Below are 16,654 nucleotides of genomic sequence, written 5' to 3' on the forward strand. Positions count from 1 at the left end.
GTTTATCCCCCCAAACCGCTTAAGCGTTTAACGAGCGCCAAACCGGACTTCCATATATCGCCCGCCCCCAAGGTGATAACCAGGTCGCCGGGCCTAACGACTGAAGCAAGGTAACTGACGATTTGCTCCTGGGTATCGAGCTCGATGGGGGTTTTGCCCGAACAGTCTCTGATCTCGTCGGCGATTAGTTTCGCGCTGATCCCCTTAATGGGTTTTTCACCCGCGCTGTAAATCCGGTTAACGATAACAACATCGGCATCTTGAAAGGCTGCGCCAAACTCTTTATGCAGAAAAAGTGTCCTGGTGTACCGATGCGGCTGGAAAACGGCAATCAAACGTTGCGGGCCGGTCTGCCGGGCTCCGGCGAGCGTTGCCCTGATCTCGGTCGGGTGATGGGCATAATCGTCAACCACCCGGACACCGCCCACATCGCCGAGGATTTGAAAACGCCGTTTGACCCCGCGGAAGCCTTGCAGTATTTGCGCCACTTCGTCAAACCTCAAGCCTATGCGCATCCCAACCGCAATCGCAGCCAAGCCGTTGAGCAGGTTGTGCCGTCCCGGGACGCTCAAGCAGAGCCGTCCAAGAAAGTCCCCACGCAAGAACACGTCAGCTTCGGAATTTAAGCCGCTGAGCACCGGGTTTGCCAGGCGATAATCCGCGTCGGGATTGAAGCCGTAAGTTTGTACGGGAACGAACGCCTCTGCGGCAAGGCGGTTCAAAAACAGGTCATCACCGCACAATATGGCTACGCCTGCGGGAGGTATACGGCTGATAAACTGGCGGAACGTCTCCTCGATGTTTGCTACGGTACGGTAATAGTCAAGGTGGTCGTTCTCCACGTTGGTGACAACAGCGATCTCCGGGTCAAGGAGCAGGAAGGACCCGTCGCTTTCGTCGGCTTCCGCCACCAGATATTCGCCTTTCCCCGCCTTAGCGTTTCCTCCGATCTCAGGCAATTCACCTCCGATAACAATTATCGGGTCCAGCCCTGTACGCTCGAGGACCAGAGACACCATGGCGGTGGTTGTGGTCTTCCCGTGGGCCCCCGCAACGGCTATACCTCTCTGCCGGCGCATCAGGCGGGCCAACATTTCGGCTCTAGGAATGACTGGGATCCCCCGGCGTCTCGCCGCCACCACCTCCACATTGTCAGGAGGCACTGCTGAAGATACTACGACGACATCGGCGTTATCAATGTTTGCAGGGGAGTGCCCGTAGAAGACCTGCGCACCCTTAGCTTGCAGCTGATCGGTAACCACAGACTTCTTGAGATCCGACCCGCTTACCGCCGTACCGGTGTCAAGGAGTACCCTGGCTATACCGCTCATGCCCACCCCGCCGATCCCGATAAAGTGTACACGTGGGGGAATCAAAGGCACAAACACTCTCTCCTTCCTGACGGGGGCGCCTGCTCGACATATAGTATGCAAAGTGCCGAGTAAGGTGTTACCGGACCTTGTCCACAGGCCCCACAAAACAAGTATAGTGACATTTGAGTGAGACGACAAATCATTCAACAGGGTAACCCAGCGACCGTTTAAAACGGGCATGACGAGAAAGGCCTCTAAGGCATAAGCATTAAGCCGAATCCCGAACCTCTGTATCCTAACGCTTAATTGCTTTAGGTTGTACGTAACCCAGCACTCAATGAGCCTCTGCAAAGTACAGGTATGTGCCCTAACCAATGTTTCCGGTTAATCGAAATATCTTCATATAACGGATTGAGTGCTAGGCTGACAAATCAGGCAAAGTCTTTCAACGGTCACAACTGGCGATACTATCCACGGCATCCAGCAAATTTTCCAGGGCACGACGCTTACCGAGCTGCTTGCTCGCTGTTCGCATGCTTTCCAGCCTCGCCCGGTCACCTTCCAGACCTTTAATAAGGGCGGCGATTTTCCGGCCGGTAACCTCACTGTCTCTGATCAGCAAAGCAGCGCCCCGGTCAGCGAGGGCCCTGGCGTTGTATTCCTGGTGATTGCCGGTAGCGAAAGGATACGGGATGAGGATACTGGGAAGCCCGAGGACGGTGACCTCGGCCAACGTCGAGGCTCCGGCGCGGCAGACGACAAGGTCTGCCGCGGCAAGGAGTTCGGGAATGTTATAAAAATAAGGGGCGACAACAACCCTGCCGTTCTTTTGAGAGTTAAAACCCCGGTTTTCCAGCCCGGCCAGGAAGTCCCGGTAACCGGCGGGACCCGTTGCGTGAAAAAAATGGAAACGGACGTCGGGGGCCAAAAGGGGCAGCACTTCGAGGAAGGCGTTATTGAGCGTCCGTGCCCCCTGGCTGCCGCCGAAAGAAATGACGGTAAACAGGTCACCCAGTCCCAGCCGCTCCCGGGCTTCCCTGCGGTCGGCCCGGAGGATCTCCGCCCTTACGGGAAGGCCTGTCAGGATAACCCGGGCGCGCGACGGGAAGTACTTGTAAGCATCCATAAAGGCCAGCGCGGTCTTGGTAACGTAACGTGACAGAAGCCTGTTCGTCAGCCCCGGTAGGGCATTCTGCTCGTGAATCAAGGTGGGAATTCCCAGGTGGACGGCGGCGAGCACGACCGGGCCGCATACGTATCCCCCCGTGCCGACGACGACATGGGGCTTAAACTCGGCAATCTTGGCGCGGGCCAGGGCGTAACTTTTCCCTGCCTGCCACGCGGCCAGGATGTTACGCAGCGAAATCTTACGCTCTAACCCCTTGACGGGGATGGGAAAAAAGGAATAACCAGCCTTGGGAACGATGTCGGACTCAAACCCGTGGCTGGCGCCGATATAGAGTATCTCGCTGTCGGGGTGCCGGTGCATGATGCCGCCGGCAATGGCCAGGGCCGGATAAACATGCCCGCCCGTCCCCCCGCCCGTTAACACTACCCGCACCCGGCAACACCTCACCTGTTAACTGCATATTTCGATACGTTTAGCAAGATACCTACTCCTATCAGGGTAAACAGTAGTGAAGTGCCGCCGAAACTGATAAACGGCAAGGTGATTCCGGTGACCGGCAGGCTGCCGGTTACGACCCCGATGTTGATAATCGCTTGCAGCACAATGCCCCCGGTGATACCGGTCGCCAGCAGGCTGGCGAAGGGGTCCGGGGAGGCCACGGCAATGCGCAGGCCGCGCCATACAAAGAGCATAAACAGGATGATGATCAACGTGGCGCCCACAAAACCCAGTTCTTCCCCGATAACGGCAAAGATAAAGTCGGTGTGCTGTTCGGGGAGGTAGAGGAACTTTTGTTTGCCCTGCCCAAGCCCGGTGCCGAACAGTCCTCCCGACCCCAGGGCGTAAAGAGATTGGATGATATGGAAGCCGCTGCCCTGGGGGTCCTGCCAGGGATCAAGAAAAGCCAGTAACCTTTTCAGCCGGTAAGGCTCAAAATAAATGGCCGCCCCCACCAGAGCCACACCGATAATCCCCAGGCTCCCCAGAACACGCATCGGGGTCCCGGCCGCAAAAAGCATCAGGAAAACCGTGCCGACAAGCGTCATTGCCGTTCCGAGGTCGGGCTGCAGCAGAATCAGCCCGCCGGCCAGTCCGGCCACGATCAGGAAGGGCAGCACCCCTTTGGTGAAGGAGCGTATCTGGTCCCTCTTCTTGGCAAGCCCGAAGGCCGTAAAGGTGATAACGCAGAGCTTCACCAGTTCCGACGGCTGGAAGGTGAAGCTCCCCACCCCTATCCAGCGCCTGGCGCCGTGTGACTCCACGCCGACCCCCGGGATGAGGACCAGGAGCAAGAGTAGGAACGCCCCCACCAGCATCCAGCCGGCATACTGCTTCAGCCGCCAGTAATCGAAATTCATGGCGACAAACATCGCCGTCAGTCCCAGGACGGCCCAGACCAGCTGCCGTTTAAAAAACAAAAAGCTGTCGTGGTATCGCACCAGCGTACTGTACTCGCTCGCGCTCAATACCATGATAACGCCGATGCTGAGCAGCATCAGCACCGTGATAAATAGCAGGAAGTCGGGCGCCCCCTTCTTCGGCCGCATCATTCCTCTCCCCTTCTGTCACCCTTCGGCAGCCATCCTCTTGACGATTTCGCGAAACAGGTCCCCGCGCTCTTCATAACTTTTGAACATATCCCAGCTGGCACAGGCTGGCGAAAGCAGGACCACGTCACCGGGTTCGGCGTTGTCGCGGGACAGCCTGACCGCATCTTTCAAGTCGGCCGCCCGCAGTATCCTTTCAAGTCCCTGCTCCCTGGCGGCCCGGGCGATATCTTCCGCGCTTTCACCGAGTACAACCAGAGCCCGTACCCTGCCGGGGAAACGGGCGGCAAATTCTTGAAAGCTGTTGCCCTTGTTCCGCCCGCCGGCGATCAGGACAATCGGTTCCCGGAAAGCCTCAAGGGCTTTGATGGCAGCGTCGGGGTTGGTTCCCTTGGAATCGTTGATGTAACGGACGCCGTTAACCATCCCGACCTCCTCCAGCCGGTGAGGGACCCCTCTGAACCCGGTTAGGGCTTCACCGATAACATCCGGCCTTACACCCATCACCCAGGCTGCGGCCGCAGCCGCGAGCGCGTTTTCCAGGTTGTGACCGCCGGGTATGCGCAGGCTCCCGGCAGGACAGATCCTGTAGGAGCCCCGGGAACCCGCAGTCATTATCTGGCCTTCCTGGAGATAAATGCCTTGTTCTAGCCTATGTCGCCTGCTGAAAAATATGACCTGCCCGGAGCAGCGAGAAGCAAGCGCGGCAGTTATGGGATCATCGTAATTAAGGACGGTATAATCATCCGGCGTCTGATTCTTAAAGATAGCGGCCTTGGCCTCAATGTACGCTTCCAGGGAGCGGTGCCGGTCGATGTGGTCGGGAGTGATATTCAGAATCGCCGCAACGCGGGGCCGGAATGTAGGCGCTGTCTCCAACTGGAAACTGGAAACCTCCAGCACAACGACGTCCCCGGGCCCGTACCGCTCCACCCCGCTGATAAAGGGCACGCCTATATTCCCGGCAACCAGCGTGTTTTTCCCAGCGTGCCGGAAGACCTCCCCCACGAGGGCGGTCGTTGTCGTTTTGCCGTTGGTGCCCGTGATGGCGACGACGGGAGCGCGACAAAACCGCCAGGCCAGTTCGAGCTCCCCGATGACGGGGATGCCGGCCGCGCGGGCGGCGGTGACGGGTTCAACCGTTACCGGCACCCCGGGGCTGACAACGACTAGGTCCCAGCGCCCGGGCTCAACCTGCGGGTAGGCCCCCAGGACCAGTTCGACACCGGGGGCCTCCTCCTGGATACCTGCAAAAGCGTCGGCCCCCTTAGCGTCGGTCAGCGTGACCCGGGCTCCCTTGGAAACCAGAAAACGGCTGGCGGCGCGACCGCTCTTGCCAGCCCCCACCACCAGTACATTAAGGCCTGCGAGATCCATGCTGTCACCTCGTTAGCTAGTAAAGCGTTGCAAAAGCCAATGCAACGGGTTAAGGAATAAGAATCTATGATACTATGCCAGATGCTTAAAAGGTACTCTATAACCTGCATCATCGTCTTTGCAATGACTGAAAGTGAGAGGTGAGAGGTGAGAGGTGAGAGGTGAGAAACTCCCACTTCTCACTTCCTGCTTCCCACTTCCCACCTCTCACCCGAGCCGGTATAGTCCCAGCAGGCCGATGATGGCCGTAAGCAGGCCTATCAGCCAGAAGGTCGTAACGACCCGTGTTTCCGTCCAGCCCATCAGTTCAAAATGGTGGTGGAGAGGGGCCATCCGGAGAACCCGCCGGCCAAAGACCTGGAAAGAAAACACCTGCACCATCACGGACAGGGTTTCCATAACGTAGATACCGCCGATGAATATCAGGAAAAGCTCGCTCCGTGTCAACACGGCGGCCGCCGCCAGCCCGCCTCCCAGGGCCAGTGAACCCGTATCGCCCATAAAAACGCGGGCGGGATAACGATTATAATAAAGGAACCCCAGGCATCCGCCGGCCATGGCTCCTAAAACGACGGCCACCCAGGTTTTGTCGACAATGATAGCGATGAGGGCGAAGGCAAACGTCGTAATGGCCGTGGCGCCCGCGGCCAGGCCGTCCAAGCCGTCGGTAAGGTTGACGGCGTTGGCCGAACCGAGAAGGACGAGGACGGTAAACCCGAGGAAGAACCACCAGCCCAGGTCTATGCTGATGCCCCCCGGCTGCAGGAAACCGCTGAAAGGAATGACCAGGTCGGTGCCTCTCCCCAGAAAGAACACAGTGACAACGGCCAGGATGACAGCCACAACCACTTGCCCCAGCAGTTTTTGACGGGCTTTGAGGCCCAGGGGGCGCCGGAGGGCGATCTTGAGAAAGTCGTCAATAAACCCTACCGCCCCGTAACCGAGCATTACCAGGAGGACAACCAGCCCTTCCTTCAATCCGCTCAAATTCGGCGTGCCCCGGTAAAGAGCGATGACCGCCAGTATCGCCGCCGTAATCCCGAAAAGAAACATGATCCCCCCCATTGTGGGGGTACCGGCCTTCTTCAGGTGTGAGCGGGGCCCGTCTGAACGAACGTGCTGGCCGAACTTCAGCCAGCGCAGGGCCGGTATGAAAAAGGGTCCGGTAAGGATAGTCGCCACCAACGCAATCCCCCCGGCGAGCAACACCAGGTTCACGGTGTTTCCACCTCTTGCCCCGTGGCCCACTGTTCCAGGCCGGCCACGACAGTTTCCATTTTCATCCCCCGGGAACCCTTAACTAGGACGAACTCATGTCCCTTAAGAAGTTCTTTCAGGGCGTTCAACGCTTCCTCGTTATCCGCGCACGGGCGAACCCTGTCTTCAGCCATGCCGTTTTCGAGCGCCCCCCGCGCTGTTTCCCGGGCCAGGTTACCGACCGTGACCAAGTAGCCGACACCTTCACGTGCACAGGCCTCTCCGACTTCGTAATGCGCCGCTTGCGCCCGCTCCCCGAGCTCGAACATGTTGCCGAGTACCGCCACCGTTGGCCTTGTTCCGGCCATTTCCTTGAGCACGGCCAGGGCCGCCCGCATCGAAGCGGGGTTGGCGTTGTATGCGTCGTTGAGTACGGTGACTCCCCCCAGGTCTACGATAGCCTGGCGCATCGGCGAAAGCTGCAGTCTGCTCAGGCCCTGCTGGATGGACGCAAAGTCCATGCCCATTTCCAGGCCGGCCCCGATAGCCGCCAGGGCGTTAACGGCGTTGTGGCGTCCGGGAACAGGCAATTCAAGCCGGTATTCAAGCCCGTCGACGCTGACGACGTTCCGGGAACCCCCGTCTGCATGCTGATAAGCCAGGAGGCGGATGGCGGCGGCCGGCGAAGTTCCGAAAAAGCGCACGCGCCCCCGGCAGCGCTGGGCCTGTTCAGCAAGATAAGGGCTGTCCGCGTTCAGCAGGGCAAACCCGTCCTTATCGATGAAGTCAAGGGCTTCTCCTTTGGCCCGGGCGATGTTTTCCACCGATCCCAGGCGTTCAATGTGGGTTTCGCCGACATTGGTGATTACCGCCCCGTGGGGTTCGGCTATCGACGCCAGTCGGGCGATCTCCCCCGGGCCGCGCATCCCCATCTCGACCACGGCCGCCTGATGCTTCTCGTTCAATTCCAACAGGGTTAACGGAACGCCAATCTCGTTATTAAAATTGCCCGTGGTGGCCAGCACCCTAAACCTTACCGCAAGGACAGCGGCAATCATGTCTTTGGCTGTCGTCTTTCCCGTGCTGCCCGTGACGGCAATGACAGGTACGCCGCAGACCCGCCGGTTATGTCTGGCCAAGGCCTGAAGGGCCGGCAGCGTGTCCTCGACACGGACTGCAGCTACCTCCCCCGGCAAAGGGACGTCCCTTTGGATCAATACCGCTGCCGCCCCCCGCACCGCGGCATCAGCCACAAAGTCGTGCCCGTCGAAGCGCAGTCCCCGCAAGGCAACGTAAAGCTCACCCCCGCCGATCCGCCGCGAGTCGGTGCTGACGCTGTCCAGGGTAAGTCCCGGTTCTCCCTGTAAAATCTTGCCCCCGGTAACAGCGGCGATTTCCGCCAGGCTCAGTCTAAGCATGGTAATCCGTGTACCCCATCTCTGCCAGCGTCGCGCGCGCAACATCCCGGTCATCGAAAGGATACCTGGTTCCGCCGACAATCTGGTAGGTCTCGTGGCCCTTGCCCGCGATGACGACAATGTCGCCGTTTTTCGCCATCTGCAAAGCGCTGCGGATCGCCTCCCTCCGGTCGGGAACTACCGTGTAGCTTCCGCCGGCGCTCCGCACTCCCGGCTCGATCTCGGCAATGATGGCCAGGGGATCCTCCGTCCGAGGGTTATCGGAGGTAATAACCGAAAAATCGGCATGGCGGGCGCTGACGGCTCCCATCCGGGGCCTCTTGCCGCGATCGCGGTCACCGCCACAGCCAAAGACAGATATCACCCGCCCGGGGGCGATCTCCCGCGCGGCCCGGAGCACGTTCTCGAGGCCGTCGGGGGTATGCGCGTAATCCACGATCACCGTGAAATCCTGACCGGCGTCGACCTGCTCGAAGCGTCCGGGAACACCGGGCGCCGTTGACAGCGCGTTCACAATGTCCTGCACGGGGATGCCTTCACCCAGGGCGGCGGCAGTCACGCCAAGGCTGTTGTAGACATTGAAAAGGCCGGTAAATTTAAGGCCGAGCTTAAACTCCCCCCAGGGGCTTGATATCTTGAAGGCCGCCCCTTTTGGGGTTACCCGGACGTCATCCGCACGTACATCCGCACCGGAACGCAGGCCGTACGTAATAACCCGGCCCTTGCAAGAAACCTTCAGCCTCAAACCGTAAGGGTCGTCGGCATTGAGCACGGCCAGGGTGCCGGCGCGCTGTTCAAGGAACAGCCGCTCCTTGGCCGCGTAATAGCTCTCCATATCCCCGTGAAAATCCAGGTGATCCTGCGTCAGGTTGGTAAAAATGGCGGTGTCGATACTTTCAGGGTCAACCCGGTGCAGCGCCAGCGCGTGTGAAGACACTTCCATCACGACCCTGGTTACTCCGCCGTCACGCATCCGCCGGAAAAGCCTCTGCAGGTCCAGCGATTCCGGGGTGGTCCTCTCCACCGGGACAGCCTGATCGTCGATAAGGCACTGGATAGTGCCGATAAGGCCCGTCTTAAAACCCAGATGCCGGTAGATTGACCTCATCAGGTAGGTGGTCGTGGTTTTCCCGTTCGTGCCGGTCACCCCGACGATGTGCAGTTCGCGGGCAGGGTAGCCGTAAAACCGCGCGGCCACTGCCGCCAAGGCCTTCCGGGAGTCGGGAACGGCCACCCAGGCAGGACCCTCAGGAAGACCCTCGGGGCGCTGGACCAAAAAAGCCACGGCCCCGTTCGCGGCCGCCTGTGGAATAAAGGCGTGGCCGTCGACATTAAACCCGGGAACGGCTACGAAAAGAGAGCCCGGAACCGCGCTCCTGGAATCGTAAGCTATACCTTTAACATCAACGGAAAGGTCCCCTTCGGCCGCCAGGACGGGCAGTCCCTTAACCAATTCTGCAAACTGCATCAACCCACCTCCCTAATCCCCTATCTCAGGGTCGTTCGCCGGAGGCTTGAACTCTACTTTAATGATGGTTCCCCGATCGATCTTTTGTCCAGGGGCTATCGATTGCTTGAAAGCAACACCTGTACCCGACGGCTCCATCCGCAATTCAAGGCTTTCGAGAAGGGCGCCGGCCTGCTTGATTGTCAATCCCGACACGTCGGGCACCGTTACCCGGCCTTCCAGCGGCGGGCCGGCCTTAAGGTCCAGGATGACCGTCGTGCCCGCTTTTACCGTGGCTCCGGCCTTCGGGATCTGATCATAAACGACCGACCCCTGCCCGCGAATTACAAAGTTCAGGCCGGCCGAGCGCAAATCGTTCACGGCTTCGTTAAGCGGCAGGTTGACGACCTGGGGCACCGTAACCTCCGCCGGCGGTTCCTCCTGCACCCAGGGATTAAGGGGCGCGGGCCTCGGCAAATTCTTCTGCTCGGGCACCCCGAGGTAACGCAGGGTGTCCTGCATCACCGCCCGGAAAGACGGCGCCGCGACCTGGCTACCGAAATAAACCCCGCCCTTCGGTTCGCTTACCATTACCAGTATAACCGCGCGCGGGTCCTCAACCGGAGCGAAACCCACAAAAGAGGATACATATTTACCGCTGACGTACCCGCCTGACGGTCCGACAACCTGGGCCGTACCGGTCTTGCCGCCGACCCTGTAGCCTTCGATATAGGCATTGCGGCCCGTGCCGTTTAACACAACATTTTCGAGGTAAGCAGCCAGTTCCCTTGATGTCTGTTCGGAAAGCACCCGGCGGGTAATTTTCGGTCTAAACTCTTTAATCACTCTGCCATTGTTGTCTGTGACAGCCTTAACCAGTTGAGGCTGGATCAAATTCCCGCCGTTGACCGCAGCTGACACCGCGGTCACCAGTTGAATCGGCGTCACGGCGATCGACTGGCCGATGGACATCGTCGCCAGGTCCAGGGTTTTGACATTCTTCTCCGGAATCAAAATGCCGTGCGCCTCTCCGGGCAGCCCGACGCCCGTTAAAGCACCGAACCCGAAACCTTTAATGTACTTGTAGAAGCGCTCCTTGCCAAGGTCCAGCCCTATCTTGATAAATCCCGGGTTGCAGGAATTCTGCACGACCTCGGCCAGGCTCTGCGATCCATGCCCGCCATGCTTCCAGCACCTTATGGTTCGGTCCGCGACCTTGACATATCCAGGATCAAAGAAACGGTCCGCGGGCTTTACCGTTTTCTCTTCCAGGGCCGAGGACAGGGTGATGATCTTGAATGTCGAACCGGGCTCGTAGTTGTACCAGATGGCGGGGTTCCGGTCCCAGATATTTTGCGGGTAATCGCTCCACTTGTTCGGGTCGTAGCTGGGGCGGTTGCCCATGCCCAGGATTTCCCCTGTCTTGGGGTCCATCACGATAATCACAGCGTTGGCCGGGTTAAAGGCGTCAACGATACGGTCCAGCTCGCGCTCCACGAAATACTGAACGGTCTCGTCAATAGTCAGCAAGAGGTTGTAACCTTGGACGGGCTTGAAATATTTGTGCTCCGCCGTCGGAATCTCCTGTCCCCAGGCGTCGTACTCCATGACGATGCGCCCGGGAATACCGCGAAGCTCTTCATCCAATGCTTTCTCGATGCCGGTGAGCCCCTGATTGTCGACACCCACGAACCCCAAGACGTGAGCGGCAAGAGTCCCTTTGCGGTATTCCCGGCGGCTCTCCTCCACACAATCAATCCCGTCCAGAACGTCCGGCGCCTTGTCCTTCTTCTCTTCGGCCTTGGCTTTCTTCAAGGCGCGGGACAATTCGTAGTCCACCTTGCGCTTGATCCACACAAAGGACTGCTCCTTGGTGACCAGTTGATAAACTTTATCCGGGTCCATCTGTAAGATGGCGGCCACTTTCTGCGCCGTCGCGCTTGGGTGCTTAATCTGTGAAGGAATAGCAAAAACGGAGTCCACACTCACACTCGTAACCAGCTCCCGGCCGTTACGGTCATAAATGGTACCCCGTTTGGCTTCTACCGGAATGTCGCGCATCCGGTTCTCCAGCGCGTCGGTCCGCAGCTTATCCCCCATAAAAAACTGGATGTAGGCCAGGCGAAATATAAGCAGCCCTAAGGCGGTGGCGGTGAGTAAGAACAGAGTTATAATTCTCTTGCGCATAGCAATGCTTGTTGCCAGCATACCGATCCTCCAATTCCCGCTCGCCGCCCCGAACCCTGCCGGGTTTTTATGCCATTTTGTTCCCGCTGCGGTCCTGTACAGTTCCAGATGCGGACTATGTGGTTGTATTGGGCAACTTAAAACTCAGCCGGCTCTCACCTTCGCTTCCCATTGGCAAACAATCCGGACCAGCGTTTCCAGCAGTCCCTTGCTTTCGTCACGGGCGTCGGCGAGATTGCCCGGCTCCTTTTGAATTGTCGACGGCTTGGCCTCCTTATCATCCTGAAGAAGATCCTGATCCGGCATGGCCGCAGGGTTCACCGCGACAAACAGGACGTTTTCCTTGCTCGGCTGGACCATACCCAGCTGGGTAACAGCGGCAGCCTCGACACGTTCCAGGGAGTCAAGCCGTCCAATCGCAACCTCCAGGTTCTGGTTTTCGGCCTCCAACCTGGCTATCTCGGCCTTCAGCATCGCGGCCTTGTAGCCGAGTTGAACAACCCTGGCGCAGTAAAGATTAAGCGCAACCCCCAGGACAAAGGTTCCCACGACCAGCGCCGTCAGCAGGATGCGCGTGCGCCTTCCCATTCCGGGCTGCGGCCGTGACCACCTGATTTGAGTTTGGGTTGGTTGCTCAACGTAGGAATAATTTGGTTTTTCCTGCGCTACTATCATCCTTATTCACCCTCGTCCCTCTTTAGAAGGGCCTGTTTAAAAAGATGTGGGATGTGCGAAGTCAGAGGTAAGTAGCTTGAAGGAATTCGCTCCGCGAATTCCAAACCTCATATCCCACTTCCCACATCTCACCTCTCATCTCTCAAATGGGGGCAGTTTCTCGGCGACACGAAGCTTGGCGCTCCTGGAACGGGGGTTTTGTGCCACCTCGTCCTCGTTCGGCGTAATGGGCCTGGAAGTCAGGGCCTTGAGCAGCGGCTTCCTGTTGCAGCGGCACTCCGGCAACCCCGGCGGGCAAATACAGGACCTCGCAAAATCGCGAAATACCTGTTTGACAATCCTGTCCTCAAGGGAGTGATAGCTGAGGACGGCGATTCTCCCTCCCGGGTTAAGGGCCTTGACAGCCTGGGTCAGGGCCGCATTAAGTACGGACAGCTCGTTGTTGACGGCGATCCTGAACGCCTGAAAGGTACGCCGCGCCGGGTGCGGCCCGGAACGGCGGGCTGCCGCGGGAATGGCCCGCCGGACAATGTCCGATAGCTGGGCGGTCGTGGAAATTCTTTGCTTTCTCCGTTCCTCCGCGATCGCGGCCGCGATCCGCCTGGCCCATCGCTCCTCGCCGTAATCCCTGATGATCCTTGCGAGCTCGTCCTCCGGCAATTCGTTGACAAGGTCGGCAGCTGTTACCGTCATTTCCGGGTCCATCCGCATGTCCAGAGGCCCGTCAAGCTGGTAGCTGAAACCCCGTTCCTGGACATCGAGCTGAGGTGACGAGACGCCCAGGTCAAAAAGGACGCCGTCCACTCCTTTGACTCCCAAATTATCCAGCACCCGGCTGATTTCGCTGAAATTGGCCTTCACCAGGCGCACCTGCCGGGCAAAACCGGCCAACCTGGCCGTCGCCGCACGCAGGGCGGCCGGGTCCTGATCAAGCCCTACGAGAAGCCCCTTTCCACCCATCCGCTGCAAAATGGCCAGGCTGTGCCCCGCCCCGCCAAGCGTACAGTCCACGTAAACGCCGCCCGGCCGTACGTTCAGGGCTTCAATCACTTTTTCCGGCATTACCGGCTGGTGGCTGAAATTAAGGGCCTGCTCGTTCAACAGCCACACTCCCCAATTTGGATGTTGGCAGTGGGACTCAAAGGAATCCCACATCGGCAGTTGGTGCTCAGCTTTCGGCATTCGAAAAGGGACGATTTATAATCTAAGTGCTGAGGGCCGAGTACACTGGCGTATCCGGCTTTACATCCGCTTGTCAGGCAGCGGCGACAAGGCGATAACGTTTAAAACTACCATCTGATCGAATGAACTTTTACAGAAGCCCATAAGCCCATATAAGAAGGCAGGGTTGATGGGCATTTACCGTTTATAGATCGATGTCCAGATCCACTATTTTCTCCGCGATTTCTTCAAACGACCCGCCGGCCTCGCCCGAGTAGCGCAGCCATTCGCCCTGGTCCCAGATTTCCACCCTGGAGGCGACGCCGATGACGGCCACGTCCTTGGTCAGTCCCGCGTATTCGCGCAGGTTTGCAGGAATAAGGATCCTGCCCTGCTTGTCAGCCTCGAGTTCGGCGGCGCCGGCGAAAAACAGGCGGGCAAAGGCGCGGGCATCGGCCTTTGCCAGCGGGAGCCTGCGCAGCTTTGCTTCCATTAAAGCCCATTCATCCAGTGAATAAAGAAAAAGACAGCGATCCAGCCCCTTGGTGACCACAAACCTGTCACCAAGGTCCTCGCGGAACTTGGCCGGGATAAAGAGCCGGCCCTTGCCGTCCATCGTGTGCTGGTATTCGCCGATAAACACTGCGCAACCCCCTTCGGGGTTTTTCCACCACTTTGCACCACTTTACACCACAAATAATTCTTTGCCCCCCAGAAATCTCCTGCAAAATAAATGTCAGCCAGCAAAAAAATTTTTGTATGTTATAAAAAAACCCTTTCTCATTCCAGAAAGGGTTCTTAAAAGGGTTTATCACATTCTTGATGAGGATGTCAGCGGGTGGAGATCTTCAGTTTGCTTTTCTTCCTTCCCTCAAACAGCGCAATCTCCTCATATCCAACCTCGTTGAGGAGTTCGAGCGCCTGGTAGAAACCCGCGCCCACCTGCCCGGGAGCGTGGGCGTCAGAGCCCAGGATGACCGGAACATCTAACTCGCGGCAGTACCGCAGGAAGGTTCTTGAAGGATAGATCTCGTTAACCGGGGCGCGCAGGCCCGCCGTGTTGACCTCTACCGCGATATTGGCGGCGGCGCACATACAGGCCGTGCCGTGATAAAGGCCCCCGAGGTCGGCCGCGGGGCGGCAGCCGAACTTTTTGATCAGGTCCGGGTGGGCAATGGCATCAAAGAGGTTGGACCTGGCGGCGTTCTGGACCAGCATGAAGTACTTGCCGTACAAAGTGTCCGGATCGTAGCGGGCGTAGCCGTCCACGAGGTCGGGATTGTCAAAGCCCCACCCGTCGATGTAATGCACCGAACCCAGCACATAGTCAAACGGGTAAGCCTGAAGGATGGTCCTTAATTCATCCTCGCGGCCGGGCACGTAATCCGCTTCGATACCGAGCTTGATCCCGATCTGGGGAAACATCTTCCGCAAAGCCAGGATTTCTTCGACATAGGCCGCGAGTTCCGTGTCGGCCATCGCGAGCTGCGGGTCGCGCTCGGCGGGAGGCAGCCAGTACAGCGGAATGTGATCGGCTATTCCGATTTCCGCAAAACCCATTTGTACGGCCGTCATTACGTAGTCCTTAATCTCGCCCCTGGCGTGCCCGCAGCGGGAGGTATGGATATGGTAGTCGACCAGGCCGAAGAGCACCATCAGCGGCCCCCCTGCAACAAGCCGCCCAAATCGCCCAGCAGTCCGTATACCCTCCGGGCCAGCGCCTCGTCAAGACTCCCCGTCCCGCATGCCGGAGTGACAATGGCAAGCGACTTGATCAAGGCGGGGTCGATTCCCCATCCCGCCGCCTTGTTCCAGTAGCCGCTCAGCCTGACGGCCAGACTTTCTCCCGTTTCCCCGTAAGCCTTGTCCGAAGTGGGAACGATGCCCCAGGCCAGGACGCCTCCCCGCCCGATAAACTCCGCCGTTTCGCTTCGGAAGGGAATCAGGGAACTGAAGTATTCGTAAGCGTCAAAGCTTACAATGTCGGGACCGGCGTCATAGAGGATGCCCCAGTCGACGGCGGCGCAGGAATGAATACCGGCCTTCGCCCCGGCAGCCTTGATCGCTTTAACTATGGTTTTCAAGTCTTCCGCGATCATCTCCCGTGTTACCGTAATATAGGTGGACTGGCCGTAGATGCTGGCCCCCGGCTCGTCGATGAAGACGAGCGCCTGACGGGCGTACCCACCGAGCTTCCCTGCCTGCCAGCGGGCGTGCAAAGCCAGATTTTTGACGATAACGTCTCGGATCTGCTCGTCGTAATAGGCCGGCCGCCCCTTGGCATCAGTCAGCCGGAAACCAACCGTCAGCGGACCCACGACCTGACCCTTAACGTAAGGCGGCGGGTCCGCACCCTCCAGACGGCGCAGGAAAGCCCAGAAACCGACCGCGGCCTCTTCGGGAATGGTAAAGGAATCAAGCGCTGCTTCATCCCCTTCCTCCACCGCGAGGTAGAGGGCGTAAAACCGGGCCAGGCCATCGGCCCAGCCTTCGTCTTCGGTCGCAAAATACACCTTTTCACCGTCACGCGCCAGGATACCGCATTCGATCAGCGGGCTTAAGAACTGCAGGACAAACCCTTCCATGTCCCCCCTCTTGGGGAGCTGGGGCCAGTGCGGCGCTCGGGGAAGGGTTTGCATGATCATCTCGATCGCCGGCTCGGGTTCAAGGAACGGGATGCTGCCGATCCCCGTGATTAATCCTTCGGGTTTCCACACCTTGTTTTTCCTCCGTTCAACGCAACATGAACTTGGACCGGGCTGGGCCGCAGCGCTGGGCACCGATCTATCTCAATATCTTTGGTTACTTTAACCTAAATATCCTTCAGACTCCGGTCCCATATTTTCATACCGATATTTTCGTAAAAAAAACCAGCCTCTCTAAGGCTGGTTTCAAGCAAAAAAAACAATCTTAGACAGAAGCCGCTGGTAGAATGTTGACCTGCTTCTTGTCGCGGCCCTTGCGCTGGAAGGAAACAATCCCGTCGATCTTGGCAAAGAGGGTATCGTCACCGCCGATGCCGACGTTCTGTCCCGGGTGAATCTTTGTCCCGCGCTGGCGAACCAGGATGCTCCCGGCAGTCACAAACTGGCCGTCGCCGCACTTGGTCCCCAATCGCTTAGCTTCGGAATCGCGGCCGTTCCTCGAACTGCCTACGCCTTTCTTGTGTGCCATAGATCACGCACCTCCTCGGGTAAAAACTC

14 protein-coding genes are annotated in these 16,654 nt (G+C 58.5%); all 14 read right to left on the bottom strand.

Annotated features, from left to right (window positions below; all coding sequences use genetic code 11):
* Nucleotides 1-2: 2 nt before the first annotated feature.
* Nucleotides 3-1,382, bottom strand: a complete 1,380-nt coding sequence (gene murC, locus ACPV0M_RS06070; protein ID WP_425622051.1) for a UDP-N-acetylmuramate--L-alanine ligase — start codon at nucleotides 1,380-1,382, stop codon at nucleotides 3-5.
* 376 nt (nucleotides 1,383-1,758) lie between these two features.
* Nucleotides 1,759-2,874, bottom strand: coding sequence for an undecaprenyldiphospho-muramoylpentapeptide beta-N-acetylglucosaminyltransferase (gene murG / locus ACPV0M_RS06075; protein WP_425622052.1), 1,116 nt, complete (start codon nucleotides 2,872-2,874; stop codon nucleotides 1,759-1,761).
* An 11-nt stretch (nucleotides 2,875-2,885) separates the two neighbouring features.
* Nucleotides 2,886-3,989, bottom strand: a complete 1,104-nt coding sequence (gene spoVE, locus ACPV0M_RS06080) for a stage V sporulation protein E (RefSeq protein WP_425622143.1) — start codon at nucleotides 3,987-3,989, stop codon at nucleotides 2,886-2,888.
* Between the two features lie 18 nt (nucleotides 3,990-4,007).
* On the bottom strand, nucleotides 4,008-5,366 hold the full coding sequence (gene murD / locus ACPV0M_RS06085) for a UDP-N-acetylmuramoyl-L-alanine--D-glutamate ligase (protein WP_425622053.1): 1,359 nt from the start codon (nucleotides 5,364-5,366) through the stop codon (nucleotides 4,008-4,010).
* Between the two features lie 207 nt (nucleotides 5,367-5,573).
* Complete coding sequence (gene mraY / locus ACPV0M_RS06090; protein ID WP_425622054.1) at nucleotides 5,574-6,584, bottom strand: phospho-N-acetylmuramoyl-pentapeptide-transferase; 1,011 nt, start codon at nucleotides 6,582-6,584, stop codon at nucleotides 5,574-5,576.
* Complete coding sequence (locus tag ACPV0M_RS06095) at nucleotides 6,581-7,981, bottom strand: UDP-N-acetylmuramoyl-tripeptide--D-alanyl-D-alanine ligase (RefSeq protein ID WP_425622055.1); 1,401 nt, start codon at nucleotides 7,979-7,981, stop codon at nucleotides 6,581-6,583. The genes mraY and ACPV0M_RS06095 overlap by 4 nt, the downstream gene beginning before the upstream one ends.
* On the bottom strand, nucleotides 7,974-9,449 hold the full coding sequence (locus ACPV0M_RS06100; protein ID WP_425622056.1) for a UDP-N-acetylmuramoyl-L-alanyl-D-glutamate--2,6-diaminopimelate ligase: 1,476 nt from the start codon (nucleotides 9,447-9,449) through the stop codon (nucleotides 7,974-7,976). Before ACPV0M_RS06100 ends, ACPV0M_RS06095 begins: the two co-directional genes overlap by 8 nt.
* 12 nt (nucleotides 9,450-9,461) lie before the next feature.
* Entirely contained in the window at nucleotides 9,462-11,636 is a 2,175-nt protein-coding gene (locus ACPV0M_RS06105) for a stage V sporulation protein D (protein ID WP_425622057.1), read from the bottom strand.
* A gap of 123 nt (nucleotides 11,637-11,759) precedes the next feature.
* Nucleotides 11,760-12,203 carry a hypothetical protein gene (locus tag ACPV0M_RS06110; protein ID WP_425622058.1) on the bottom strand — a complete coding sequence of 148 codons (444 nt, stop codon included), beginning with the start codon at nucleotides 12,201-12,203 and terminating at the stop codon, nucleotides 11,760-11,762.
* A 222-nt stretch (nucleotides 12,204-12,425) separates the two neighbouring features.
* Nucleotides 12,426-13,352 (bottom strand): 16S rRNA (cytosine(1402)-N(4))-methyltransferase RsmH, encoded by a 927-nt coding sequence (gene rsmH / locus ACPV0M_RS06115; protein ID WP_425622144.1) that lies wholly within the window; start codon nucleotides 13,350-13,352, stop codon nucleotides 12,426-12,428.
* A 304-nt stretch (nucleotides 13,353-13,656) separates the two neighbouring features.
* Nucleotides 13,657-14,094, bottom strand: a complete 438-nt coding sequence (mraZ, locus tag ACPV0M_RS06120) for a division/cell wall cluster transcriptional repressor MraZ (RefSeq protein WP_425622059.1) — start codon at nucleotides 14,092-14,094, stop codon at nucleotides 13,657-13,659.
* Between the two features lie 188 nt (nucleotides 14,095-14,282).
* Nucleotides 14,283-15,107, bottom strand: coding sequence for a histidinol-phosphatase HisJ family protein (locus ACPV0M_RS06125; protein ID WP_425622060.1), 825 nt, complete (start codon nucleotides 15,105-15,107; stop codon nucleotides 14,283-14,285).
* Nucleotides 15,107-16,168: a hypothetical protein gene (locus ACPV0M_RS06130; protein ID WP_425622061.1), complete on the bottom strand. Its 1,062-nt coding sequence runs from the start codon at nucleotides 16,166-16,168 to the stop codon at nucleotides 15,107-15,109. Before ACPV0M_RS06130 ends, ACPV0M_RS06125 begins: the two co-directional genes overlap by 1 nt.
* Nucleotides 16,169-16,361: 193 nt before the next feature.
* Nucleotides 16,362-16,625, bottom strand: a complete 264-nt coding sequence (gene rpmA, locus ACPV0M_RS06135; RefSeq protein ID WP_425622062.1) for a 50S ribosomal protein L27 — start codon at nucleotides 16,623-16,625, stop codon at nucleotides 16,362-16,364.
* Between the last annotated feature and the right edge of the window lie 29 nt (nucleotides 16,626-16,654).

This window comes from Desulfosceptrum tomskiensis (genome assembly GCF_049818055.1).
Taxonomy (GTDB): Bacteria; Bacillota; Desulfotomaculia; order Desulfotomaculales; family JASEER01; genus JBFLVT01.